Consider the following 23,731-nt stretch of genomic DNA (forward strand, 5'->3'; position numbering starts at 1 on the left):
CCCCCGCAGCCCGTAATGTTGGTTCGTCCTCCGCGCTGCCCCGCGTGACCAGGGCGTGAGGAATGGAGAACCGTGGACTCAGAGCGGGAAACGCGTGCGCCCAGACACCGGCGTGCCGGTACAGTGTGGCGCATTCTGCGGGGTGTGCTCATGGCCGCAGTTGCCGCTGTAGTGGCAGTGCTGGTCAGCGGCTACTTGCATGGCGACCCACGGATCACGGCCCTTTTCCCGGGTTTGAGCGTCCCTGGAGCAGCGCCGGGCGCGCAAAAACAGGCAGCGCCCGCACGAGCGGAAGACGCCCCGCCTCCCGGGCTGGAGGAGGCGGACGCCCCGCTGGCCCCGCCGGCGCCGCCCGCCACCACCAATAGTTCATATAAGTTCCTGGCCACCAACGACGACGGCACTCCGGTGGGGTACTCGCCCTGCCGGCCGCTGCACTACGTGGTGAACAACGCCTCCGCGCCGGAGGGTTCCGACGCCCTGCTGGAGACGGCGATCGCCAACGTCTCCGCCGCTTCCGGGATCCGGTTCGTCAACGACGGCACCACCGACGAGTTGCCGGTGGACCGCCGGGAGCCTTATCAACCGGCCAAATACGGCGATCGTTGGGCTCCTCTGCTGATTTCGTGGACCACCCCTGAAGCGGCACCGGCGTTGGCGGACAAAGTCATTGGTACCGGCGGCAGCACCATGTATTCGCTCAACAAAGGACCCAAAAGCTACATCACGGGCAGCCTGGAGCTAGACACACCCCAGGTCTCCGAACTCCTCGCCAGCCCTGAAGGAGCAGACTACGTTCTGGCGGTCATGCAGCACGAATTGGGGCACGTCATGGGTTTGGACCACGTTGATGACCCGGTCCAATTGATGTATCCCGAGATCGGCGCCCCTGACGGTCTTGCCGCGGGCGACCTGACCGGCCTGCACCTCCTGGCCTCAGCCCCCTGCCGCAAGGACATCTGAGAGCCCGTTCCCTGGCCATGGACTCCCGGCCCGTCCGGACCTATGCTGGCGATTACGGCCGACGGCGGCGCCCCACCTCCCGTCGCAGCCTCGACGTCAGGGGGTTCCATGGAACCTTACGGGCCGCCCCAGTGGCAGGACCCCGATCCCCGCCGCCCCCATGATCCCTCAAATGATCCCCCAAATGATCCCCTGGACAGCCTCCATCACTACGCGCCGGAGCCCACGCCGACACCTCCCATCAAGCACAGCAGCATCGCGGCCATCCTGTTCTTCCTGGGCATCCTGGGCCTGGTATGTGCGGGGGCCTATTTCAGCGGCGACCTCCAGCGGTTCCTGTACGGCTCCTCCGCGACGCAGAGCCAGGCGCCCCGGCCCGGGCTGGTTCCGTTCGGGCAACGCCAGGACCCTGTGCCAGGCTTGGAAGAGGCAGACGCACCGCTGGGAACCCCGGCGCCCGTGAACCGGACCAGCACTTCCTACAAGTTCCTCGCCGTGAAAGAGGACGGCACTCCCCTGGCGTATTCCCCCTGCAGGCCCATCCATTACGTGGTGAACTCGGACCTGGCCGATCCCTCGTGGCAGCTGTTGGTGGAAGAGGCCATCCGGCAGGCCAGCGTGGCCACGGGTTTGAAATTCATCTATGACGGCCCCTCTTCAGAGGTCCCCTCCACCAACAGGCAGGGGTACCAGCCGGCCAGGTATGGTGACCGGTGGGCCCCTGTCCTGATCGCCTGGAGCACTCCGGAGCAAGTACCCCGCCTGACCGGCCAAACCGTGGGCCTGGGTGGGAGCTCCTCGATTGGATTGAGCAACGGGTACAAGGCCTATGTCACTGGCACTGTTTCCCTTGACGCGCCGCAGTTCGCCGGCATCGTGGACACCTCCGAGGGGAAGGAGATCGGTGTAGCGGTGATCATGCATGAGCTGGGACATCTGGTGGGCCTTGACCACGTGGACGATCCCCGCCAACTGATGTTTGACCAGGCGTCCTGGGTGCGGCAATACGCTGCCGGCGACAGGACCGGCCTGGCCCAACTCGGCTCAGGTCCGTGCAGCAAGGACTTCTAGGCGCACCTCATGCCGCGCCGGCCACCACTGCGAGCGCATCCTCCACGGTGTCCACCAGGAAGATCTTCTCCGCCATGGGTTTTCCCGCGGCAAGGCTCTGCAGCATGGGCCATGCGGGCAGTGTCCGCTCCCAGTGTTCGCGGCCCACCAACACCATGGGACTGATGGTTTGGGGCGCTCCGTAGTAGTTCTCGCAGGCGTCCTGGAAAATCTCCTGCACCGTTCCGGCGGCACCGGGAAGGAAGACAGTCCCTCCGGTGCACAGCTCCAGCAGGATGGCTTCCCGGACGGCGTTGGCAAAGTATTTGGCAATGTGCGTGGCGAACAGGTTTGGTGGCTCGTGTCCGTAAAACCAGGTGGGAATGCCCAGCGTGGGCGCACCATCGGGATGGCGTTCGACGACGGCGGCCGCCAGCCGCGCCCAGGCCGTCACCGAGGGCCTGAACCCGGGGACTTCGGCGAGGGTTTCGAGCTCGGCCGCAGCATCGGCGTCGGAGATCCGGCTCAAGTAGGCGCCCAGGTTGGCTGCCTCCATGGCCCCGGGTCCCCCGCCGGTGGCGACCCCAAACCCTGCCTGGGCGAGCAAGCGGCCCAGCCTGGCGGCGTCGGCGAATTCGCTGGTGCCGCGCTGGGCGGCGTGTCCGCCCATGACGCCCACTACTTTGGTCCCGGCGAGGGCTCCCGTGTCCAGGAGTTCGTCCAGGGCGTCGCCGATTGCGTGGTCGTGCAGGGCAGCGGCGAGGGTGGCGTCCAGGTTTCCCCGTTGCCCGGGAATGATGCTCCACTGGTAGACCCGGGCGTCCAGGGTGGATTCATACTCTGTGGAGGAGATGTCCGGGTAGAGTTCCACTGCTGTGTACAGGCCGTTGCGGTAGGGGTTGAAAGGCACACCGGCCAGCTTGGGGAAGATGAGCGCTCCGCGTCGCCGCAGGCTCTCTTCCACGCCGTCGTCGAAGGTACATCCCAGGAAGATCGCGCCTTGGGCGTCCAAGGTCCTAAGCTCCTTGGCGTGGCCCCTCAGGTCCAGTGACTGTGCATGCCAGCCGCTCATGGACCCGGCTCCCCCGGTGACCAGGTTCTCGAAGTGGAGCACGCTTTCTACATCCAGTGTCCGCGGGCTCGGGTTCAGGGGTCCGGTGCGATTCATGGTTTCAGCGTAGTATCGGCCGGGCATGACGCCGGCTTTTACGTGCGGGGCTGTTGCCCGGTGCATCATGGAGCATGAAGAGTTCAGAAGTGGGCCGTCCGCGCATCGGTGTTCCGATCAGGCTCAGCAGCTCGGACACCCCGGACGCCAGGGTGGGTGCAGCCAATCAGCTCTTCACGTTCATTGTGGAACTGCTGCGCGAGGCCGGCGCGCAGCCGGTGCTGCTGACTCCGGTCTCGGCGGACAGTGCCGGCCGTTTGGCGGCCGAAATGCAAAGGCTCGACGGCGTGCTGCTGCCCGGCGGCGGCGACATTGACCCCCGCCTGTATGGCCAGGATCCCGAGGACGCGCTCTATGACGTGAACCAGGAGCAGGACCACCTGGACATTGACGTTGCCCGCGCAACCATTGATGCCGGCCTGCCACTTTTGGGAATCTGCCGCGGCCACCAACTCCTGAATGTGCTGTACGGGGGGACCTTGACCCAGGACATGGCCGTTACCTCGGTGACGCACAGCAGCCTGGACCCTGGCAACCCGGGGGCCAGCGAATGGGCTTGGCATGATGTCCGGCTCTCCCCCGGCTCCAAGGCCGCTGCACTCCATGGCTCCCCCGAAGGCTCCACCATCAAGGTCGCCTCCGGGCATCACCAGGCGGTGGCCCGCGTAGGAGAAGGCCTGGTGGTCACTGCGATCGCCGACGACGGCACGGTGGAGGCGCTGGAGGATCCGTCGCGGTGGGTTGCTTCCGTTCAGTGGCACCCGGAGGTTTCGCAGCTTGCCGACTCGGACCGGCTTGTACTTTTCAGCTCCTTTGTCCAAGTGTGCCGGCACCCTACCCAGGCTCGTCCTGGTGGAGTACAGTAGCGCTCACTGCATCGCTTTCAGCCTCGCTGGAAGTTCAGCCAGTACCAACTTCATCTGCAATGACGTCCGCGGGCGTCGTAAGTTTGCCGGCTGGGGGGCCCAACATCTGCTCAAAGGAGCATGGTTGTGGACCGTCCAAAATACGCCAGTCGACCCCTACGTACTACTATCCGCACTTCGTTCCATCGCTGGGTCCTGGGCTTTCTGCTCGGCCCCGCCATGGTGATGGGCTCTCTGGTCCTCACCACTGCATCTGTGGCAACCGCCGCCGAACCGCCGTGTGCGGGCACGGGTGGTGCCATGCAGATCGTTGCCCATACGGACGATGACCTGCTCTTCCTCAGCCCTGACTTCATGCGGGACATCCAAGCCAAGCGTTGTGTCCAAACGGTTTTCACCACAGCAGGTGAGGCCGGCGAAGGAGCAACGTACTGGCGCAGCCTCGAATCGGGCATCCAGGCAAGCTACGCCAAAATGGCCGGCGTCTCCAACAGCTGGACGACCTCAGACGCCGGCGTACCTGGGCGTCCGCTGACAATGCGGACCCTCAACGGCGCTCCCAACGTCTCTGTGGTGTACATGCGGCTGCCGGACGGCTTTCCGAACGGCTTGGGCAGCGCCGCCTACAACAGCCAGAGCATCCTGAAACTCTGGGATGGCCGGCTTTCCTCCATCCGCCCCGTGGATAATGCAGCGACGTTCACCAAGTCCCAGTTCCAGTCGGCGTTGAACCGGCTTGTGGCGAACTTCCAGCCCACCACTTTCCGCACCCAGGACTGGACCGGGAACTTCAACAGCCCCTATGACCACAGCGACCACTGGGCCACCGCAAAATTCGCCCAGCTCGCAACCCGCAGCTACACCGGGCCGCACACTTCCCTCGCCTATGACGCCTACGTCATTGACGAGTATGCCCAGAACGTGACGGGGGCCGAACTGACGGCCAAAGTTGATACCTTTGTCCGGTTCTCCGACTTCGACATGTATATCTGCAGCACCCCCGGTGAGGGCTGTCCGGATTCCCCGTATGACGAGTGGCTGAAACGGCAATACATCACGGCCATTGAATGGGTGGGCAACGCCGCCAAATCGGCGGGCACCACCGTCACGGCTTCCTCACAGAAGGCCGCCGCACAGAGCCCGGAAAAGGCCCGCGACGGGTACCAGTGGGGTGCTCCGATGGATGCCACCCGTGAGTGGGTGTCAGCCGGGGAAAAGGCGGGCAGCTGGATCCAGTACAACTTCTCCCCCACCCGGACAATCGATGCCGTGACGTTGTCCGACCGACCCTTGCTCACTGACCAGATCACCGCCGGCAACCTCCAGTTCTCCGATGGAAGTACGGTGGCTGTACCGGCCCTGCCCAACAACGGCTCCGGCCTCACCATCAAGTTTCCTGCGAAGACGGTGAGCTCGGTGCGGCTGAACATTACCGGGGTCAGTTCCGGGACTACGAATGCCGGCTTGGCCGAGTTTGAGGCCTACCTTGGCGCTGATACCGTGGCTCCGGTAGTCACCGCAGCGCCCCCGGGCGGAAGTTACACCGCGGGCCAGGCGATCACCCTGACGGCCAATGAAACATCCACCATTTACTACACCACCAACGGAAGCACCCCGACCACCGCCAGCAGCAAGTACACGGCACCGCTGATCCTGAATGGTCCGCTGACGCTGAAGTACTTCGCCGTGGACGCAGCGAACAATTCATCGGCTGTGGTCACACAGACATACTCCACGGGTCCGGACGTCACCAAGCCCGTGGTCACGGCCAACCCCGTGGGAGGCCAATACGCTGCGGGAACCACCATCACCTTGTCCGCGAATGAACCGGCTGAGATCCGCTACACCACGGACGGCACGGATCCCCTGACGGCAGGACTGACCTACACCACGGCCATCCCCTTCAACGGTCCCGGTCCCATGACGTTGAAGTACTTCGCCAGGGATACCGCCGGCAACGTCTCCGAGGTAAGCACTCAGAGCTATTCGATTCCGCCGGACACAGCCGCCCCCACGGTCACGGCCAACCCCACCAGTCGTGCGCTGGCCAGTGGAGCAACCATCGCCCTGTCCGCCAATGAACCTGCCACCATTTACTACACCACCAACGGAAGCACGCCAACGGCCACGGAATCGGCCACCAACATCAAGTACAACCCCGCCAATCCGGTGGTCATGGGCAGTTCCACCCTGGTGCTCAAGTACATCGGCGTAGACACTGCCGGCAACACCTCGGCCGTAGGCACCCAGACCTACACTGTTCCGGCAGCCGGGCCGCCGTCCAGCCATGACTTCAATGGAGACGGACGGGCGGACGTGCTGGCCGCCGATACTGCGGGCACCCTGTACCTCTACCCCGGCAATGCCTCCGGCGGACTGGACCCACGTCAGGTCGCCCTGGCCGCACCAGCCTGGTCCACCATCACTGACACCGTCACCCCCGGTGATTTCAACAAGGACGGTAAACCGGATCTGCTGGCCCGCGCAGGCGACATCCTCTGGTTCTACCCCGGCAACGGCACAGGGAGCTTCGGGGCACGGACACAGGTCAGCACCGGATGGAGCACCATGACGCAGATCTTCTCACCCGGCGACTTCAGCGGCGACGGCATCCCCGATTTCGTCGGTCGTCGCAGCAACGGCGAGCTCCGGCTCTACGAAGGAAACGGGACCGGAGGGCAGCGGGCTCCCTACACCGTGGGCTGGGGCTGGGACGTCATGAACGCCATCTTCAGCACCGGCGATTTCAACGGCGACGGCAAGGCAGATGTACTGGCGCGGCGAACCGACACAGGCGCATTATGGCTATATCCGGGCGATGGAACCGGGGGCTGGCTGCAATGGACCCAGATTGGGACGGGCTGGGGAACCCGCACCGCGCTGGTCGGTCCGCGGGACCTTGACGGCGACGGCAAGAACGACATCCTGGGCCGCATCGGAGACACGTTGTGGCTGTATCCGGGCTCGGGAGGCGGAGCGCTCAGCAACGTCCCGCCGATCAGCCTCGGCACCGGCTGGCAGGCGATGAAAGTCATCGCCTAGCCGACCCCTTGGACCTGGCGCGGGTCGGAGTTTTCCCCCAGACTCTTCGGCTCGCGTCAGCTGCTTAAATTACGACGACGGCCCGGTACCTTCCGCAGGGAAGGCGCCGGGCCGTCGTCGTACTTCTTGTGCCTTCGGCGGTAAACCTAGAGCGTGGCGAAAACTTCGCGCAGCAGCGTAGCGGTCTCGGACGGCGTCTTGCCGACCTTCACGCCTGCGGCTTCGAGAGCTTCCTTCTTGGCCTGCGCGGTGCCTGCAGAGCCGGACACGATGGCGCCGGCGTGGCCCATGGTCTTGCCCTCGGGAGCCGTGAAGCCGGCAACGTAGCCAACAACGGGCTTGGTGACGTTGGCCTTGATGTAGTCGGCTGCACGCTCTTCAGCGTCGCCACCGATCTCACCGATCATGACGATTGCCTTGGTCTCCGGGTCAGCCTCGAACGCAGCCAGGGCGTCGATGTGCGTGGTGCCGATGATGGGGTCGCCACCGATGCCGATTGCGGTGGAGAAACCGAGGTCGCGGAGTTCGTACATCATCTGGTAGGTCAAGGTACCGGACTTGGACACCAGGCCGATGGGGCCCTTGCCCGTGATGTTCGCCGGGGTGATGCCCACCAGGGCTTCGCCGGGGGTGATGATGCCGGGGCAGTTCGGCCCGATGATGCGGGTGATCTGCTTGCCGTCGGCGTCAACCTTGGACTGGGCCAATGCCCAGAATTCGGCGGAGTCCTGAACCGGGACGCCTTCGGTGATGACAACAACGAGGCCGATGCCGGCTTCGATTGCTTCAACAACGGCGTCCTTGGTGAATGCCGGCGGGACGAAGACGATGGAGACGTCTGCGCCGGTTTCAGCGATGGCTTCCTTGACGGTGCCGAAGACGTTGATTTCCTTGTCGCCGTGCAGGACCGTGGTACCGGCCTTGCGGGCGTTGACGCCACCAACAATGTTGGTGCCGGCCTTGAGCATCAGGGCGGTGTGCTTGGTGCCCTCGCCGCCGGTGATGCCCTGAACGATGACCTTGGAGTCTTTGTTGAGGTAGATAGACATTGTCGCGTCCCTTTACTTAGCTGCGTTGGCGAGCTCGGCAGCCTTGTCGGCGCCCTCGTCCATGGTGGCGGCCAGGGTAACCAGCGGGTGGTTGGCCTCGGTCAGGATGCGGCGGCCTTCCTCAACGTTGTTGCCGTCGAGGCGGACTACCAGCGGCTTGTTCGCAGAGGTACCAAGCTCAGCAAGTGCACCCACGATGCCCTTTGCCACGGCGTCGCACGCGGTGATGCCACCGAAGACGTTCACGAACACGCTCTTGACCTGGGAATCGCCAAGGATGACGTCCAGACCGTTGGCCATGACCTCGGCGGAAGCTCCACCGCCGATGTCCAGGAAGTTGGCGGGCTTGACGTTGCCGTGCTTTTCGCCGGCGTAAGCAACGACGTCGAGGGTGGACATCACGAGGCCGGCGCCGTTGCCGATGATGCCTACTTCGCCGTCAAGCTTGACGTAGTTGAGGTCCTGCGCCTTGGCCTTGGCCTCGAGCGGGTCAGCTGCGTCTTTGTCTTCCAACGTGGAGTGGTGCACGTGGCGGAAGTCGGCGTTCTCGTCCAGGGAGACCTTGCCGTCGAGGGCAACAATTTCGCCTGCACCGGTGCGGACCAGCGGGTTGACCTCAACCAGGGTTGCGTCTTCCTTCTTGAAGACATCCCAGAGCTTCAGAATGACGTCGGCGACTTTGCCGCGCAGTTCTTCAGCGAAACCTGCTTCGGCGACGATTTCGTCGGCCTTGGCCTGGTCGATGCCCACAGCGGGGTCGATGGCGATCTTGGCCAGGGCCTCGGGACGCTCAACGGCAAGCTGTTCGATCTCCATGCCGCCCTCTACCGAGCACATGGCCAGGTAGTTGCGGTTGGCGCGGTCCAGGAGGACCGAGAAGTAGAACTCTTCGGCGATGTCTGCGCCCTGGGCGATCATCACCTTGTTGACGGTGTGGCCCTTGATATCCATGCCCAGGATGTTGGTGGAGTGCTCAAGCGCCTCTTCGGCAGTCTTGGCAACCTTGACGCCGCCAGCCTTGCCGCGGCCACCAACCTTAACCTGTGCCTTGACGACAGTTACGCCGCCGATCTTCTCGGCAGCTGCCTTTGCTTCTTCAGGAGTGTGCGCCACGATGCCGGCGAGCACGGGTACACCGTGCGCTTCGAACATATCGCGCGCCTGATATTCAAACAGGTCCACGGTTTAGTGTCCTTCTACGTCGAAGTAGTTTTCTGTTCAGCCGGGAACCGCGATGACCGCGATAGCCAGCTGCGGAGAGTACGCGGTAACAACCAGGATTGAAGCCGGTCACATTGCGTAAGGTCCTCTCGGAACTTTAGCCCTTTGAGGAGTCCCGCCAGCTACACACTACCTGTTAAGTGAGTAACCTTACACTTCTATGCGCTGTAGAAAACCCGCAGAATTTCGCGGTTTTTGGGCCATCCACCGGCTGTCACGACGCTTGTTTCAGCTTCCCCGTGACTGTTTTGCCGCCGTCGGAAATCAGCTGGTAGCCCTCTGGCGTCACGAAGAAGGCCACGCCACCGGAGACGTTTCCGCAGGCAACCCCGCCGTTATAGGCCGAACACCGCAGCCCGTTACGCTCAATGTTCTGCCCATCTGCCAGTTCCCGCAGCTTGGAGATTGGCCCGTTGCGGCTGCCCTTGGGACCGAACTCGGACTCCATTTGTGTTACGCCGGAACGACACGAGCCGTAGACCGCCTTGTCCGGAGAGAGCAGTACCGTACCGCCGAGGTAGCCCAGCCCCGTTCCGGCGCAGTCATCGGCGATGTCGGTTAGATCGGGCTTGGCGTACTTCGCCAGTTCGCAATGAGCCACCGGAACCACCGGGAACTTGTTGTTGGCTGCGTCCGAGTAGGAATTTGCCTCGTAGGGCAGGTTCAGGTGGCCGCCCTTGGACGACGTCAAGGCGCACACGATGCTCTTGTCCTGAGTGACGAAGGCAGTGACATCCTCCCCGGCCGCCAGAGTGGTCTGCTCCGTGACAGGAACCTGCTTCAGTTGCTCAAGGGGTGCCAAAGGGGCCGGTGGAACGTAGTCCGGATCCTTCGTGGCGAAGGAGCACCCGGTGGCCAATACCAGGAGCACGGCAGCAAGAATCCCCAAAACAGTCCGTCGCATGCCACCAATTATGCCGGTAACCTCACGCCGTACTGCCTCGGCGGCGCCGGAGGCTGTTGAAGACCACCAGCGCGACGCCCGCCGCAAACATGGCGGCAGCTGCCCACAGCAAGGTGCGCAGTCTTCCGGATTCCAGGCCGGTCGCCGCGAGTTCAGCGCTGCCGTATTCAGAGTTGCCATATTCAGCGCTCGACGCCGGGACCACCGCTCCTGCCGGAGTCACCGCCGCTGGAGGTGCTGGCGCCTCGGCAGCCGGCGGCGGGTTCTCCGCGGGCGGCCGGGTTTCGAGGACGGTCACGACCGTAGAGAACACCCACTGTTTGTACAGACCAGAGTCACTGAAGTACACAAAGATCTGGAAAGACCCGGCCCTGGTAGGGATGCCTTGCAACACGCCATTGTCATCAATAGTGAGCCCGTCCGGTCCCGGATCGTGCCACGACAGGCTACCGGCCATATGGCGGGGCGTCGCCCACCAAAAATCATAGGGAGCCACGCCCCCGGTGACGGAGGCGATCTTCGCAGAATACGGTTCACCCAAGACTGCCGCTGGAACGGCGAAACCCGTGGGCTGTGGCCTTGAGGCGCGGACAGTCAAGGTGAACTGCGCATCGATGGATTCATAGAGGTCCGAGAACCGCACAGTGAAGGTGTACGTTCCCGCCGCAGTCGGAGTGCCGGAAGCGGCGTTCCGCCCCCACGACATCCCCGGCGGAAGAGCACCTGAAACCACAGCCGTGGTGTATGGCTGCCCACCCACTGTCCAGACCAGGATGCTCTCGCTGTACCAGGCTCCAACGACGCCGTCAGTGAACTTCTCCGAGTTAGTCACCGTCCTGAAGTTGGGCGGTGCGTAGTCGAAAAAGTCTATTGCGACCTCCTGGACAAGTGATAGCGCGGGCTCTGATGAATCCGTCACCGTGACAGGCATCCGGAAGTAGCCCGCTTGGGTGGGCATGCCGGTGAATCTGAGGCTCGCTGGGTCGAACGTCAGACCGGGCGGGACGTTACTGACGGTGGCGGTGTAAGGTGCTGTTCCTCCGGAAATCACCAGCGGCGCATCGTACGCCTTGGTGAGGTACCCCCTGTCCACGTAAGAGCGCACAGTCAATGGATCAGCGAGGTCCGCTACAGCTGGTGCAGGTGGCTCTTGCTGCGGCGCGGCCGGATTCGTCGCGGGCGGATTGGTCACCCCCGGTTCCGCGAGGGCCGGCTGGGTGGCCCCGGAAATGGCAGTGGGTGTCGGCGTTGGACTGGTGCTTGCCGATGGGTTCGGGCTGGCCGTCGGCGTCGGGCTGGCGGTTGCTGCCGGACTCCCGGTTGGTGACGGCTCCGCATCGGCTATCCCAGGCGGAGCGAACTGGAGCGCCAGGGCGCTTGCCACGGCCCCCACCAGCAGCAGCCTCGCGGCCTTGCCCCGCAAACGACGTTCCCCAACAAAAGCGCCCACGCGCGTCCTCCCCCACAAGAATGCAAGCAAATTGGCATTGCAAGGAGGGAAACAAACCGGCGTCGGCCCCAGTGCAACGCCCGGTCAGTCTAGGCTGGGATGGGGTTCAGGACAATGGGTATGGAGCGCTGCGGTGCTCAAGCATCGAGTTTTGTCAGCGGCGCGTACCTCAGCAGCAGGCGCTTCTCGCCGACGTCGAACTTCACCTTGGCTACCGTCTTGTCTCCGGCGCCCTCGACGCCCAACACCACGCCATTGCCGAAGCTCGTGTGGTTGACCTTGTCCCCCACCACCACGGAAATAACTTCCTTCTGCGGCTGCACCCGGTTGCGGGCGACAGCGGCAGGAACGTCGGCGTCGAACCCTGCTGTGGGGCTTGCGGCAGCCCCGCGTGAGGTGCCCGCCCCCCAGAACGAACCACCGTACCGGTTGGAGCCGATGGGGGCGCCTCCCCAGCCACCGGCTTGGCGGCTCATACCTTCGCGCTTCCACTCCACGAGTTCGGAGGGGATTTCCTCGAGGAATTGGCTGGCGGGGTTGTACTGGCTTTGGCCCCACATGCTGCGGACTTCGGAACGCGTGACGTAGAGGCGCTTGCGGGCGCGGGTCAGGCCCACGTATGCCAGCCGGCGTTCTTCCGCGAGCTCCTTAGGGTCCGTGGCCGAGCGCTGGTGCGGGAAGATCCCGTGTTCCATGCCGGTCAGGAAGACCACCGGGAACTCCAGGCCCTTGGCGGTGTGCAGGGTCATGAGCGTGACCACACCCATGCGCTTTGCCTCTGCCACTGCGGCGTCGATGTCAGCGCCCGGTGCATCGGGGATCTGGTCGGCGTCGGCTACCAAGGAGACCTGTTCCAGGAACTCCCCCAGGGAACCTTCCGGGTTGTCGCGTTCGTACTCACGGACCACGGCAACCAGTTCGGCGAGGTTTTCCACCCGGGATTCATCCTGCGGATCCGTACTGGCGCGCAATCCGGCAAGGTATCCCGTCTGCTCCAGTACGGCTTCCAAAGCGGCAGCGGCGCCTGAACCCGATGCCACCTCAGCAAGGTCATCCATGAGTTTCACGAAGCCAAGAACCAGGTTGACCGAACGGCTGGCCATTCCGGGCGCTTGGTCGGCGCGTCGGGCGGCGGCCATGAAGGAGGAGCGCTCACGTTCGGCCAGGGCAGCCACCGCGCCTTCAGCCCGATCCCCGATTCCCCGCTTGGGTTCGTTGAGGATGCGGCGCAGGTTGACGTCGTCATCGGGGTTCACCAGGACGCGAAGGTACGCCAAGGCGTCCTTGATTTCCTTGCGCTCATAGAACCGGGTGCCGCCCACAACCTTGTACGGCAGGCCCACCCGGACCAGCACGTCTTCAATGGAACGGGACTGGGCGTTGGTGCGGTAGAAGATGGCGACGTCCCCCGGACGCAATCCTTCCTCGTCCTGCAGCCGGTCAATTTCCTTGGCAATGAACTGGGCTTCGTCGTGCTCGTTCTCGCCCACGTAGCCGATGATCTTTTCGCCATCGCCCTCCGCAGTCCACAGGCGCTTCTCCTGGCGGTTGGGATTGCGTGAGATCACGGAGTTGGCCGCGCTAAGGATGTTCTGGGTGGAGCGGTAGTTCTGCTCGAGCTTGATGGTGCGGGCGTTGGGGTAATCGGCTTCGAACTCCACGATGTTGCGGATGTCCGCGCCACGGAAGGCGTAGATGGACTGGTCCGAATCGCCCACCACTGTCAGCTCGCTCGGCTGGACACTGGTGTCCGTTCCCACTCCCACGATTTCCCGGACCAAGGCGTACTGGGCATGGTTGGTGTCCTGGTATTCATCCACCAGCACGTGCCGGAACCGGCGCCTGTAGGACTCTGCGAGCGCCGGGAAGGCCCGGAACATGTAGACGGTCTCTGCAATGAGGTCGTCAAAGTCCATGGCATTGGCTTGGCGGAGCCGCTGTGTATAGCCCTTGAAAACCTCGGCAACCGCTGTATCGAAGGGGTCGTTGTAGTTCGCGGTGGAGGCATAGGAATCGGCGTCGATCAGCTCATTCTTGAGTGCCGAGATCTTGTGCTGGATGGCCTTGGGCGCAAACTTCTTGGGGTCTAGGTCCAGGTTCTTGGACACCAGGGTGATCAGGCGCAAGGAGTCCGCTGAGTCATAGATGGAGAAGTTCGAGTTCAGCCCCACCGTGGTGGCTTCCCTCCGCAGGATCCGGACGCAGGAGGAGTGGAAGGTGGAGATCCACATGGCCTTGGCCCGCCCGCCGACCAGCGCTTCGATGCGTTCCCGCATTTCGGCTGCAGCCTTGTTGGTGAAGGTGATGGCCAGGATTTCGCCGTGGTGGGCACGCTTGGTGGCGATCAGGTAGGCGATCCTGTTACTGAGGACACGGGTTTTGCCGGACCCTGCACCGGCCACGATCAGCAAGGGAGTGCCCGCGTGTTTGACGGCTTCTTCCTGCTGCGGGTTCAGCCCTTGCAGGAGTGCATCGGCAGAGGGAAGTCCGGACCCTCCGCTGTTGCCCCATCCTCCGGTCGCCGGCCCTCCGGCAGTGTCCGTCGACCCGCCGCTGCCCCCTTGGACGCGGGCGCCGGCAGCGCCTCCCCCGGGGTGGGAAAGCTCCGGGGCAGCCTTGACTGCGGCCTTGGTGCCTGCTTTGAAGGGTCCGTCTGCGTAGGGGTCAAACAACATATCCATGGTGCCTACCAGTCTAGGCGTTGGCCCCGACACTATAAGGCGCCGGGTCTACAGCCCCCGTAATCTCCACGGATATGGAAGCATCCAAGCGCTTCTGCGGCTTTACTCCCTAGGCAAACTGGGGAACAGAGGTGAGGGCAGCGCTCAACTCACGTACCGCCGTCGGGCCTCCCGCGACGAACCAGTTCAGCCCGTTCACTTTCACGACGGCGGTGTCCCCGCCTGCTGCGCGGACAATCGCTTTGCCGGGGAGCCAGTCCCATTCGGGGCAGCTGTGCTGGAACCAGCATCCGAGCTCGCCGTCCGCAACGCGCCCGAGATCACAGGAACCCGAGCCGAACATGCGCAACGAGGCGGCTGTGATCGCCGCAGCGTGCCAAGGCATTGCCGTGCGGGGATCGGCCAGCCAGGTGGGGTGGATGTAGGTGGCCGCACTGATTTCACCCACGGCCCGATCGCCGGACCCGGAGATCGGTTCTCCGTTCAAGGTGGCGGGGTGTTCTTCCCCACCCAGCCACAGCTTGTCCAGCTCAGGCTGGTAGATGGCTCCGAGCAGCACCTCAGGGTCCGCTGCCGGGCTGGTTCCGTGCTCCGGGCTGTCCCGCTTGAGGGCGATCGCTGAGCACCAGTACGTGGATCCGTGCAGGAAGTTGTAGGTGCCATCCACGGGGTCGATCACCCAGGTCCGGCCACTGGTTCCGGCGACGGAGGCGCCTTCTTCTCCGAGGATGCCATCCTCGGGCCGACAACGCCGCAACTGTTCCAGGACGTAAGCCTCGGCCGCGTGATCGGCTGCCGTGACGACGTCGGACACTGAGGTCTTCCGTTCGCCTTGGAGGCCGCCCATGCGCATGAGCAGCGCCAACTGGCCTGCCTCACGGACCAGGGCGCTGGCCAGTTGGTAGTCATCGAGGGTGGGATCAAGTTCAGTTGCGGTGTGCCTGCCGGTGGTCATGGTTCCAGCTTATGTGGCGGGATAATGAATGACATGGCCAAGACACCAGCCCAGCGCATCAAGAAGCACGGAGCAAAGGCAGTGGTTCCCGATCACACGCTGCCTCCCGTGATCAACACCACCACCGGGCGCACGCCGCAGAAGGCGCAGAGCAACTCCAAGCTCATCGTGATCGCGGGCGTGGTGGTCAGCTTGTTCCTGTTCTGGTACCTGCACCTGCTCACCTTGAACCAGATGACGCAGCTCTCCGGCGGATTGGCCATGCCGGATTCCCTGATCGGCGGCTTCTCGCAGGACTACATCAGCCAGCTTCGCGGGGCCATGGACGAGTCCGCCCGCGGCCAGCTCAACTACGTACACAAGACCGCAGGCACCCTGTTTCCCCTGATCTTTGGATTCAGCTGGCTCCTGTTGATCGGCACCAATGTGGCGCGTAAGTCGTGGCGCTGGGCCATGTGGGCTGCTCCCCTGCTGTTCGCTGTGGCCCACTTGTGGTCCAACGTGGCCATTGATTCGATGCTGGCATCCGAAACGCCCGACGCCGGTTCGGTGGCCTTGGCATCGTCACTGACGGTTGCGTCGTGGGTGCTGTTCCTGGTCAGCCTCCTGTGCGGCGTGCTGGCTGTATTTGTGGGTCGGAAAAGCGCAAAGCCCTCCTGACACGTAGTCCCCGCACCCGTACCCGCCCGACGCACCACTTGTTCGCCAGCACCGCACCCCTACCCGCCCGGCGCACCACTTGTTCGCCAGCACCGCACCCCTACCCGCCCGGCGCACCAGAGCTTACGGGCGCGATCCGCGGCAAAGGGTGCAGCACCCCAAACTCCGCCACCGCACCCCTACCCGCCCGGCGCACCACTTGTTCGCCGCCACCGCACCCCTACCCGCCCGACGCAGCACTTGGTCGCCGCCACCGTACCCCTACCCGCCCGGCGCACCACTTGGTCGCCGCCACCGCACCCCTACCCGCCCGGCGCACCAGAGCTTACGGGCGCGATCCGCGGCAAAGGGTGCAGCACCCCAAACTCCGCCACCGCACCCCTACCCGCCCGACGCAGCACTTGGTCGCCGCCACCGCACCCCTACCCGCCCGGCGCACCAGAGCTTACGGGCGCAATCGGCGGCAAAGGGTGCGGGACAGGCCAAGAAAATTCAGCGCGAACCTACCCGTTGCCTGGCCATGTGGGCTTTCCGTTCCGACTGGACACGCTGGGCGATCACCAAACCGGCCGCAGCCAACCCGATCGTTACCGGGTAGCCCATGAAGCGTTCCAGAAGGCCGGGCAAGGGCACCTCCATCCCGGTGATTCCGCCGATGATGAGCGCGCCGATGCTGACCAGGCCGCACGCGCCCAGGAACCAGCTCATGGGTGTCTGCCGGAACCACAAGATGCCCAGCAACAACAGTGCGAATCCGCCGCCGATGAAGAACATCAGGGCGCCGGCAAAATGCCATGGCGAGTCGAGGTCTTCGGGAACCAGGCCAACAATGACCGTCCCGACGCCGGCTACACCAGTGAGGATTCGAATGGCCACCGCCAGTATCCAGGGGACCGTCAGCACCCGGGCCGACTCACTGCCAACCGAACCACCGGAACCAAACGCGCCACCCCCAACAGACCGGAAACGCCGGGCAGCAACACCGGGCTTCGCCGCGACGCACAGGAGGCCCGCGGTCAGGAACAGAGCGCCCAGGACCAGCGCCAATCCCTGGACCACGAACGAGGCATTCATGAGCACGTGCAATGGCGAGCAGACGGCCCGTTCTGCGTACACGCCGCACGAGAGCGCTCCGAGGTCGCTGATGTATCCGGTGGCCCGGCTGTAGGGCTCCGGTCCGGCCCACGCTTGTATGACGGCCGCCTCGGCCACGAAGTACTGGACGACGCTCAGCTGCGCCCAGCCGCCGATGTTGGCCCTGATGTTGCGGACATCGGGAAAGAACGATCCGGCCTGCGCCGGTGCAGAGGAGGGCCCAGTCATGCTCGCCAGCCTAGCGGTGTTCGGGCAGCGCCCCGGCAGCTTGTATGCTTGTAGTCGTGTCCGGGCCCTCGAGCTCCAGCAGTGTGGTTTTAGAGTCATGGACATACAGGCCCTCGTAGCTCAGTGGATAGAGCACGGCTCTCCTAAAGCCGGTGTCGTTGGTTCGATTCCAATCGAGGGCACTTGAATCACCAGCAACCCGCCCAGGACTTGCAGGCCTACCTGGCCGGCAGCTGGAGTGTGGAGCGAACACTCCTGGACCGTACCTCCGGCACCAACGGAACCTTTACCGGCGTCGTGCGTTATTCCCTGAATCCCGACGGCGGACTGGACTACCGCGAAGACGGAACCATGCATTGGCCCACCCATTCAGGGCCGGCTTTCCGTGAGTATGTCCTCAAACCGGGCGCCACTGCGGACTCGATGGACGTCTTCTTCCCCGACGGCAGGCCGTTCCACAGCATGAGCTTCTCCGAACGGGGCAACCAGGACAAGCACTGGTGCGATCCCGACGACTACCACGTCAGCTATGTGTACCAAGGTCCGGATTCGTTCAGCTTCACCTGGGACGTGCACGGCCCCGCAAAGGATCTCCTGCTCGAGTCGCACTTGGTCAGGATCGACGCCGGGAGGCAAAAGTGACCACCACGGACCTCATCATTGTCAGCGCCGTGTGCGTGTACAACGCCGAAGGGCACCTGCTGACCGTCCGCAAACGCGGAACGGATAAGTTCATGCATCCCGGCGGCAAGCCCGAACAGGGCGAGACCGCGGCGGAAGCGGCCTCACGGGAACTGCAGGAAGAAGTAGGCATCGAGGTCAGCCCCGGGCAGCTGGAGTTGCTGGGCGTCTGGCTCGCCGTGGCTGCCAATGAAGCGGCCACCACCATTGAAGCCACCGTTTTCACCGCCCCGGGAACCTGGGAGGCGCACCCCTCGGCGGAGATCGCAGAGATCCGCTGGCTGGACCTCAACGGCCCGTTGCCCGAGGATCTGGCGCCCCTGCTGACGGACCACATCATCCCGCTGCTGAAATAGCTACAGTTCCGGGACGGCTTCCTGCGCCACAGCAGTGGCCTCCGCGAACTGCGTTTGGTAGAGCTCCGCATAGCGCCCGTCCGCGGCGAGCAGTTCAGTGTGCGTGCCCCGCTCCACAATCCTGCCGTCCTCCACCACCAAAATGGCGTCGGCAGCGCGGATGGTGGACAGCCGGTGGGCAATCACGACGGCGGTGCGCCCCTCGAGCGCCTCGCCCAGGGCCGCCTGGACGGCGGCTTCGTTGGTGGAATCCAATGCTGCCGTGGCTTCGTCGAGGATCACAACCCGGGGCTGCTTGATGAGCAACCGGGCAATGGTGAGCCGTTGGCGTTCACCGCCGGAGAGCCGGTAGCCACGCTCCCCCACCACGGTTTCCAGGCCATCCGGCAGTGACCTGATCATGGGTTCAAGACGTGCCCGCCGGAGCACATCCCACATGTCGTCCTCGGTGGCGTCGGGACGGGCCAGGCGCAGGTTGGAGGCGATGGTTTCGTGGAACAGGTGGCCGTCCTGCGTCACCATGCCCATGGTGTCGCGCAGCGATTCAAAGCTGAGGTCCCGGACATCAACACCCGTTCCGGACTGCTTTCCGCCAAGCCGGACAGCCCCGGAGTCGACGTCGTACAGGCGCGAAAGGAGCTGGGCCACCGTGGACTTGCCTGCACCGGAAGAACCCACCAGGGCAACGGTCTGGCCCGGTTCAACCCGGAAGCTGAGTCCGTGCAGGACTTCCTCACCACCGCGGGTATCGAGGGTGGCGACGTCCTCCAGGGAAGCCAGCGACACCTTCTCGGCTGAGGGGTAGGAGAACCGGACGTCGTCGAATTCCACGGCAACCGGTCCGGCAGGAACGGATACGGCGTCCGGCTTTTCAGTGATGAGCGGCTTCAGGTCAAGAATTTCAAAAACCCGCTCGAAGCTCACCAGCGCACTCATGATTTCCACACGGGCGTTGGACAGGGCTGTGAGGGGCGCGTAGAGCCGTGTGAGAAGCAGCGCCAGGACCACGACGTCGCCCGGGGCCAGCTGCCCACCGAGGGCCATCCAGCCACCCAGCCCGTAGACCAAGGCAAGGGCGAGGGCCGAGACCAGTGTCAGGGCGGTGACGAACGTGAACTGCAGCATGGCGGTCCGGATTCCGATGTCCCGCACCCGGCCTGCGCGGTCAGCGAATTCACGGGATTCCTCATCCGGGCGCCCAAACAGCTTCACCAAGGTGGCCCCCGGGGCGGAGAACCGCTCGGTCATCTGCGTGCCCATGGCGGCGTTGTGCGCTGCGGCTTCACGGCGGAGGTCAGCCAGCTTGGAGCCCATCCGCCGTGCCGGGATCAGGAAGATCGGCAGCAATACCATGGCCAGCACCGTCACCAGCCAGGAGGTGTTCAACATGACCACAAGAGTCAGCGCAAGGGCCACCACGTTGCTGACCACACCGGAGAGCGTGCCGGCAAAGGCGGACTGCGCTCCGATGACGTCGTTGTTCAGGCGGCTGACCAGGGCACCGGTCCGGGTCCGGGTGAAGAATGCGATGGGCATGCGCTGGACGTGGTCAAAAACCCGGGTCCGGAGGTCCACAATGACTCCCTCGCCGATGATCGAGGACAACCAACGGGTCAACAACCCCACGCCCGCTTCACCCACAGCGACGATGGCGATCAGGACTGCGAGCCAGATGACCGTGCCCACGCCTGCGTTGGCGATGATGGCATCCACCACTTGCCCGGCCAGGACCGGAGTAGCAACAGCGAGGAAAGCACCCGCGATCGATGCGATCACAAAGGCGATGAGCTTGCCTTTATGCGGGGCGGCAAAGGCCATGACCCGTTTCAGGGTTTCCTTGGAAAACGGCTTGGATCCGCTCTTGGCTGTAGTGATGTTGTACAGCGAGCTCCAGGCCACGCGGTCCATGCTCATGGGTTATTTCTCCTGGCTTGGGGTGTGGTGCAGTTCCTGGACCTGGCCGTTTTCCAGGTGCCAGCGTGAATCGAGCCGGACGTTTTCCAACAGCCGGCGATCGTGGGTGACCAGCAGCAGCGCGCCTTCATAGCTCTCCAGCGCCTCTTCGAGTTGCTCGATCGCGGGGAGGTCAAGATGGTTTGTGGGCTCGTCCAGGACCAGCAGGTTCACGCCACGGGCCTGCAGCAACGCCAGGGCCGCGCGTGTCCGCTCCCCCGGAGACAACGAGTCCACCGTGCGCGAGGTGTGGTCGGCCTTCAGTCCGAATTTCGCCAACAGGGTCCGCACATCTGCGCTGTTCCAGTCCACCAGGACCGCTTCGACGGCGTCGCCAAGCGGCTGCCCGCCGTCGAGCAATCCCCGTGCCTGGTCGATTTCACCGATGGCCACTGAGGCACCCATGGAGGCATCGCCGTCGTCCGGTGCCTGTGTCCCCAGCAACAGCCGCAGCAGCGTCGACTTTCCTGCGCCGTTGGGTCCAGTAATGCCGATCCGTTCGCCGCCATTGAGTTGCAGGTTCACCGGTCCCAGCGTGAAGTCGCCTTGACGGGCGACGACGTCACGCAAGGTAGCGACGACGGCACTTGAGCGGGGTGCCTGGCCGATGCTGAACTGCAGCTGCCATTCCTTGCGGGGCTCCTCCACCTCAGTGAGCCGGGCAATGCGGGACTCCATTTGGCGGACTTTCTGGGCCTGCTTCTCGGAGGACTCGCTGCTGGCCGCCCGGCGGATCTTGTCATTGTCCGGGTTTTTCTTCATGGCGTTCCGGACGCCCTGGGAACTCCACTCCCGTTGGGTGCGTGCGCGGGAGACGAGGTCAGCCTTGGTGTTGGCGAACTCGTCGTAGCGTTCAAGGGCATGGCGTTTGGCCACGGCGCGTTCTTCGAGGAACGCCTCATAGCCACCGTCGTACACGGCCACCGAGTTCTGGGCCAGATCCAGTTCCACCACAGTGGTGACGCAGCGGGCCAGGAATTCACGGTCGTGGGATACCAGCACCACGCCGCCGCGAAGGCCCTGGACAAAGGCCTCAAGGCGGGCCAGTCCTTCAAGGTCAAGGTCGTTGGTGGGTTCGTCAAGGAGGACCACGTCGAAACGGCTGAGCAGCAGGGCAGCCAGAGCCACGCGTGCTGCCTGCCCGCCGGAAAGCCCGGTCATGAGGGCATCGGCGCCCACTTCGAGTCCGAGGTCCGACAACACAGCCGGTATGCGGTCCTCAAGGTCCGCCGCACCGGAGGCCATCCAACGGTCGAAGGCCAGGGAGTAGGCGTCATCGGCTCCAGGAGCCCCGGAGCCAAGGGCTTCTGCGGTGGTTTCCATTTCCACTGTGGCCTGGGCGCAGCCTGTCCGGCGCGCAATGTAGGCCGCAACGCTCTCGCCGGCGGTCCGCTCGTGTTCCTGGGGAAGCCAGCCCACAAAAGCGTCCGACGGCGCAAGGCTGACGCTGCCGGCCTGGGACTGGTCCACGCCTGCAAGGATGCGGAGCAGCGTGGACTTCCCGGCCCCGTTCGCGCCCACGACACCCACAACATCGCCCGGAGCAACGGTCAGGGAGAGGTCGGAAAAAAGTGTGCGATGGCCGTGGCCACCGGCAAGGTCCTTGGCCACCAAGGTTGCTGTCATGTGTCTATCCTCCAGCAGGGAAACGCAGGAATTCAGGCCGCGATTCCCGCAGGCATGGAAAAACCCGTTGGTCCGGACTTGGGGGGTGTACGGACCAACGGGTTCAAGCATCAAGCATAATTCAATGTGGCGTCAGCGTAAAATCGTTTCGTACTCCCACTTACGGCCTGCTCCTGTCCTGCCCCGCGACCCGTCCAGGAAAGTTACCCATGCCCTTACCGTCCAAGGCGTTCCAGCGCTGGCTTCACGGCGTCGCGCCCGATGCCAGCACAGCTGATGTCTGCCGGATTGCCGGCATCAAAAGGACAACACTGGCCCAGCAGCTGGTCCGCGGCAAGGTTGCTGAATCAACGCTCGTGAGCATCAGCCGTGGATTCCATGTGGATCCCGTGCAGGCCCTGGCCACCTTCGACCTTTACGCCGACCTCCGCGGCGGACCCATGCCGCCCACCCCCTGCGAACTAGTCAGCCAGGTGGCCACGATTGATCTGCTCCGGGCAGTAGTGGAACGCAGCGAGCCGGGCACTGCCGCGGCGGCCCCCCTCTCTGAACCACCGCACCCTACGTCGGTGCGGAACTGGGTGGACGCAATCGACGACGGCGAGTTGCGGCACCGGGTCAGTGAAGCCACCGGGATCGCTCCACAGAATTTCTCAGCGCATCTGACGGCCAACAGGCTTCCTCCTGAACTGGCCATCGCCACCTCCAGGGCTGCCGGCGTCGGACCCGCAGGAGGACTGGTGGCCGGAGGACTGATCACTGAGGCAGAAGCCGGGTGGGCACCGAATGCCCGCCGGGAAGCGCTGGACCGAATGAGCCAAAGCGCGCTGGTCACCTTGGCCGGCGAGCGGCTCCTGGCGATGGGAAAGACCCTCAAACGCCAGGAACAAGACCACGAACGTACAGAACGAATTTGGGAGAACCTCGGATGACGGCCGTCCTGCCCTGGATAACGCTGGTTGTCTGCCTGGCCATCACTGTGGCGCGGATACCCAGTGCACTGCGCGGGGAGAACAGGGTGGTCTTCTATATTTTCGCCCTGATCTCCTTGAGCATCTTCATCAGCATTGAAGCGCCATACCTGGTCCTTGACGGCTGGCTCGGCGGGATGAACGTAGGCAACCTGGTCCTGCGCTTCCTGCTGTATGCGACGTTCTTCCTCATGGGCATCAAGATCGCCACCGCGTTCGGATCGCCCTCTGCCGTCCGTGCCATCCGCGGTCCGATTGGCCTGACGGTAGCGGCAATCGTGGCCGTCCTGACCGTTTACTTCTTCGTTGTCACGGACACCCGGGGTTCTTCGGCCGGCATGAGCGGTTTGACGTGGGGCCCCTCCTTGGAGGCCTATGCCTTCATGGGCCGTTTCTACCCGGGTTTCGTCGCTGCCTGTTTGGTTCCCGCAATTTGGCGGACGGTGGTCAGCGCCGCCCCGGTGTTGCTCCGGGTGGCTTCGGCCCTGCTGCTCCTGGGATTGTGCCTGCTCCTGCTCTCCCAATTGTTCCCGTTGATCCCCTTCTCGGAGGCCTGGCTGCGGGTGCTCATCAACTACTCCGCAGCCATGGCCACAGCCCTTGGGCTGGCCGGAATCTGGTTCTCGAAGGCGTATTCGCGACGAAAACGACGTCTCGCAGCGTAAGACTTTCACAAAAGCATTAGATCGTGGCACAATCATGAATGTGTGAACACGGTTGCAGCCTGACACCGGAATCAGAGAACGGGTTTCCGGTGGATGTGGCGCCCATGGGATCACAATTGGGGGGATGAGTGGTGGCGGGCTGTTGGG

At 64.0% G+C, this 23,731-nt stretch carries 20 protein-coding genes and 1 tRNA gene; 10 read left to right on the forward strand and 11 right to left on the reverse strand.

The features are described from left to right. Window positions 1-72 precede the first annotated feature (72 nt). Window positions 73-963, forward strand: coding sequence for a matrixin family metalloprotease (locus tag AC6JA3_RS16290; RefSeq protein ID WP_026548089.1), 891 nt, complete (start codon window positions 73-75; stop codon window positions 961-963). Window positions 964-1,071: 108 nt separating this feature from the next. Continuing rightward, the gene (locus AC6JA3_RS16295; protein WP_223944789.1) at window positions 1,072-2,034 is read left to right on the forward strand and encodes a matrixin family metalloprotease; all 963 of its coding nucleotides are present in this window, start codon (window positions 1,072-1,074) and stop codon (window positions 2,032-2,034) included. A 7-nt stretch (window positions 2,035-2,041) separates the two neighbouring features. Here AC6JA3_RS16295 and AC6JA3_RS16300 read toward each other — a convergent pair whose 3' ends face one another. Then, window positions 2,042-3,181 carry an LOG family protein gene (locus AC6JA3_RS16300; protein ID WP_347781767.1) on the reverse strand — a complete coding sequence of 380 codons (1,140 nt, stop codon included), beginning with the start codon at window positions 3,179-3,181 and terminating at the stop codon, window positions 2,042-2,044. Between the two features lie 74 nt (window positions 3,182-3,255). On the opposite strand from AC6JA3_RS16300, the gene AC6JA3_RS16305 reads away from it, so the two are divergent. Both AC6JA3_RS16305 and AC6JA3_RS16310 read left to right on the forward strand, forming a co-directional pair. After that, entirely contained in the window at window positions 3,256-4,047 is a 792-nt protein-coding gene (locus tag AC6JA3_RS16305; RefSeq protein ID WP_091551055.1) for a gamma-glutamyl-gamma-aminobutyrate hydrolase family protein, read from the forward strand. A 120-nt stretch (window positions 4,048-4,167) separates the two neighbouring features. Next, window positions 4,168-7,089 carry a chitobiase/beta-hexosaminidase C-terminal domain-containing protein gene (locus tag AC6JA3_RS16310; RefSeq protein WP_347781768.1) on the forward strand — a complete coding sequence of 974 codons (2,922 nt, stop codon included), beginning with the start codon at window positions 4,168-4,170 and terminating at the stop codon, window positions 7,087-7,089. 146 nt (window positions 7,090-7,235) lie between these two features. On the opposite strand, the gene sucD is transcribed toward AC6JA3_RS16310, so the two are convergent. The 6 genes from sucD to AC6JA3_RS16340 all read right to left on the reverse strand — a co-directional run bounded on the left by sucD (window position 7,236) and on the right by AC6JA3_RS16340 (window position 15,349). After that, a complete protein-coding gene (sucD, locus tag AC6JA3_RS16315; RefSeq protein WP_026543186.1) occupies window positions 7,236-8,138 on the reverse strand; it encodes a succinate--CoA ligase subunit alpha in 903 nt (300 codons plus the stop codon). A gap of 12 nt (window positions 8,139-8,150) precedes the next feature. Next, window positions 8,151-9,320 (reverse strand): ADP-forming succinate--CoA ligase subunit beta, encoded by a 1,170-nt coding sequence (gene sucC, locus AC6JA3_RS16320; RefSeq protein ID WP_026543187.1) that lies wholly within the window; start codon window positions 9,318-9,320, stop codon window positions 8,151-8,153. A gap of 253 nt (window positions 9,321-9,573) precedes the next feature. Then, window positions 9,574-10,263: a hypothetical protein gene (locus AC6JA3_RS16325; protein WP_035761261.1), complete on the reverse strand. Its 690-nt coding sequence runs from the start codon at window positions 10,261-10,263 to the stop codon at window positions 9,574-9,576. A gap of 22 nt (window positions 10,264-10,285) precedes the next feature. Beyond that, on the reverse strand, window positions 10,286-11,713 hold the full coding sequence (locus tag AC6JA3_RS16330) for a putative Ig domain-containing protein (RefSeq protein ID WP_035761263.1): 1,428 nt from the start codon (window positions 11,711-11,713) through the stop codon (window positions 10,286-10,288). Window positions 11,714-11,850: 137 nt separating this feature from the next. Further along, window positions 11,851-14,394 carry a DNA helicase PcrA gene (gene pcrA, locus AC6JA3_RS16335; RefSeq protein WP_035761264.1) on the reverse strand — a complete coding sequence of 848 codons (2,544 nt, stop codon included), beginning with the start codon at window positions 14,392-14,394 and terminating at the stop codon, window positions 11,851-11,853. Between the two features lie 109 nt (window positions 14,395-14,503). Next, window positions 14,504-15,349, reverse strand: a complete 846-nt coding sequence (locus AC6JA3_RS16340; RefSeq protein WP_026543191.1) for an inositol monophosphatase family protein — start codon at window positions 15,347-15,349, stop codon at window positions 14,504-14,506. A gap of 33 nt (window positions 15,350-15,382) precedes the next feature. Here AC6JA3_RS16340 and AC6JA3_RS16345 point away from each other — a divergent pair, with 33 nt between their 5' ends. Then, complete coding sequence (locus tag AC6JA3_RS16345) at window positions 15,383-16,009, forward strand: hypothetical protein (protein WP_347781769.1); 627 nt, start codon at window positions 15,383-15,385, stop codon at window positions 16,007-16,009. Window positions 16,010-16,501: 492 nt separating this feature from the next. Here the strand turns inward: AC6JA3_RS16345 and AC6JA3_RS16350 are convergent, their stop codons facing one another. Both AC6JA3_RS16350 and AC6JA3_RS16355 read right to left on the reverse strand, forming a co-directional pair. Then, complete coding sequence (locus AC6JA3_RS16350) at window positions 16,502-17,332, reverse strand: DUF998 domain-containing protein (RefSeq protein WP_497920311.1); 831 nt, start codon at window positions 17,330-17,332, stop codon at window positions 16,502-16,504. A gap of 10 nt (window positions 17,333-17,342) precedes the next feature. Continuing rightward, window positions 17,343-17,468, reverse strand: coding sequence for a hypothetical protein (locus tag AC6JA3_RS16355; RefSeq protein WP_347781771.1), 126 nt, complete (start codon window positions 17,466-17,468; stop codon window positions 17,343-17,345). On the opposite strand from AC6JA3_RS16355, the gene AC6JA3_RS16360 reads away from it, so the two are divergent. The 3 genes from AC6JA3_RS16360 to AC6JA3_RS16370 all read left to right on the forward strand — a co-directional run bounded on the left by AC6JA3_RS16360 (window position 17,442) and on the right by AC6JA3_RS16370 (window position 18,369). Further along, window positions 17,442-17,514 (forward strand) — tRNA-Arg (locus tag AC6JA3_RS16360). The two genes, AC6JA3_RS16355 and AC6JA3_RS16360, sit on opposite strands and share 27 nt — an antisense overlap. Before the next feature lies 1 nt (window position 17,515). Further along, on the forward strand, window positions 17,516-17,974 hold the full coding sequence (locus tag AC6JA3_RS16365; protein WP_347781772.1) for a DUF6314 family protein: 459 nt from the start codon (window positions 17,516-17,518) through the stop codon (window positions 17,972-17,974). Beyond that, complete coding sequence (locus AC6JA3_RS16370) at window positions 17,971-18,369, forward strand: NUDIX hydrolase (protein WP_347781773.1); 399 nt, start codon at window positions 17,971-17,973, stop codon at window positions 18,367-18,369. Before AC6JA3_RS16365 ends, AC6JA3_RS16370 begins: the two co-directional genes overlap by 4 nt. Here AC6JA3_RS16370 and AC6JA3_RS16375 read toward each other — a convergent pair whose 3' ends face one another. Further along, on the reverse strand, window positions 18,370-20,283 hold the full coding sequence (locus tag AC6JA3_RS16375) for an ABC transporter ATP-binding protein (protein ID WP_497920312.1): 1,914 nt from the start codon (window positions 20,281-20,283) through the stop codon (window positions 18,370-18,372). Between the two features lie 3 nt (window positions 20,284-20,286). Further along, on the reverse strand, window positions 20,287-21,948 hold the full coding sequence (locus AC6JA3_RS16380; protein ID WP_347781774.1) for an ABC-F family ATP-binding cassette domain-containing protein: 1,662 nt from the start codon (window positions 21,946-21,948) through the stop codon (window positions 20,287-20,289). Between the two features lie 209 nt (window positions 21,949-22,157). Here AC6JA3_RS16380 and AC6JA3_RS16385 point away from each other — a divergent pair, with 209 nt between their 5' ends. Next, window positions 22,158-22,880, forward strand: a complete 723-nt coding sequence (locus AC6JA3_RS16385) for a hypothetical protein (protein WP_497920313.1) — start codon at window positions 22,158-22,160, stop codon at window positions 22,878-22,880. Further along, window positions 22,877-23,584, forward strand: a complete 708-nt coding sequence (locus tag AC6JA3_RS16390; RefSeq protein WP_347781776.1) for a hypothetical protein — start codon at window positions 22,877-22,879, stop codon at window positions 23,582-23,584. Before AC6JA3_RS16385 ends, AC6JA3_RS16390 begins: the two co-directional genes overlap by 4 nt. The last annotated feature ends 147 nt before the right edge of the window (window positions 23,585-23,731 follow it).

It is taken from the genome of Arthrobacter sp. TmtSoilC79 (assembly GCF_059739405.1).

What these genes read in the sequence shown, in the direction of transcription:
- AC6JA3_RS16295 (WP_223944789.1), top strand. Translation starts at nt 1,072, where the DNA reads ATGGAACCTTACGGGCCGCCCCAGTGGCAGGACCCCGATCCCCGCCGC.
- AC6JA3_RS16300 (WP_347781767.1), bottom strand. Translation starts at nt 3,181, where the DNA reads ATGAATCGCACCGGACCCCTGAACCCGAGCCCGCGGACACTGGATGTA.
- AC6JA3_RS16305 (WP_091551055.1), top strand. Translation starts at nt 3,256, where the DNA reads ATGAAGAGTTCAGAAGTGGGCCGTCCGCGCATCGGTGTTCCGATCAGG.
- AC6JA3_RS16310 (WP_347781768.1), top strand. Translation starts at nt 4,168, where the DNA reads ATGGTTGTGGACCGTCCAAAATACGCCAGTCGACCCCTACGTACTACT.
- sucD (WP_026543186.1), bottom strand. Translation starts at nt 8,138, where the DNA reads ATGTCTATCTACCTCAACAAAGACTCCAAGGTCATCGTTCAGGGCATC.
- AC6JA3_RS16325 (WP_035761261.1), bottom strand. Translation starts at nt 10,263, where the DNA reads ATGCGACGGACTGTTTTGGGGATTCTTGCTGCCGTGCTCCTGGTATTG.
- pcrA (WP_035761264.1), bottom strand. Translation starts at nt 14,394, where the DNA reads ATGGATATGTTGTTTGACCCCTACGCAGACGGACCCTTCAAAGCAGGC.
- AC6JA3_RS16340 (WP_026543191.1), bottom strand. Translation starts at nt 15,349, where the DNA reads ATGACCACCGGCAGGCACACCGCAACTGAACTTGATCCCACCCTCGAT.
- AC6JA3_RS16345 (WP_347781769.1), top strand. Translation starts at nt 15,383, where the DNA reads ATGGCCAAGACACCAGCCCAGCGCATCAAGAAGCACGGAGCAAAGGCA.
- AC6JA3_RS16350 (WP_497920311.1), bottom strand. Translation starts at nt 17,332, where the DNA reads ATGACTGGGCCCTCCTCTGCACCGGCGCAGGCCGGATCGTTCTTTCCC.
- AC6JA3_RS16375 (WP_497920312.1), bottom strand. Translation starts at nt 20,283, where the DNA reads ATGAGCATGGACCGCGTGGCCTGGAGCTCGCTGTACAACATCACTACA.
- AC6JA3_RS16380 (WP_347781774.1), bottom strand. Translation starts at nt 21,948, where the DNA reads ATGACAGCAACCTTGGTGGCCAAGGACCTTGCCGGTGGCCACGGCCAT.
- AC6JA3_RS16385 (WP_497920313.1), top strand. Translation starts at nt 22,158, where the DNA reads ATGCCCTTACCGTCCAAGGCGTTCCAGCGCTGGCTTCACGGCGTCGCG.
- AC6JA3_RS16390 (WP_347781776.1), top strand. Translation starts at nt 22,877, where the DNA reads ATGACGGCCGTCCTGCCCTGGATAACGCTGGTTGTCTGCCTGGCCATC.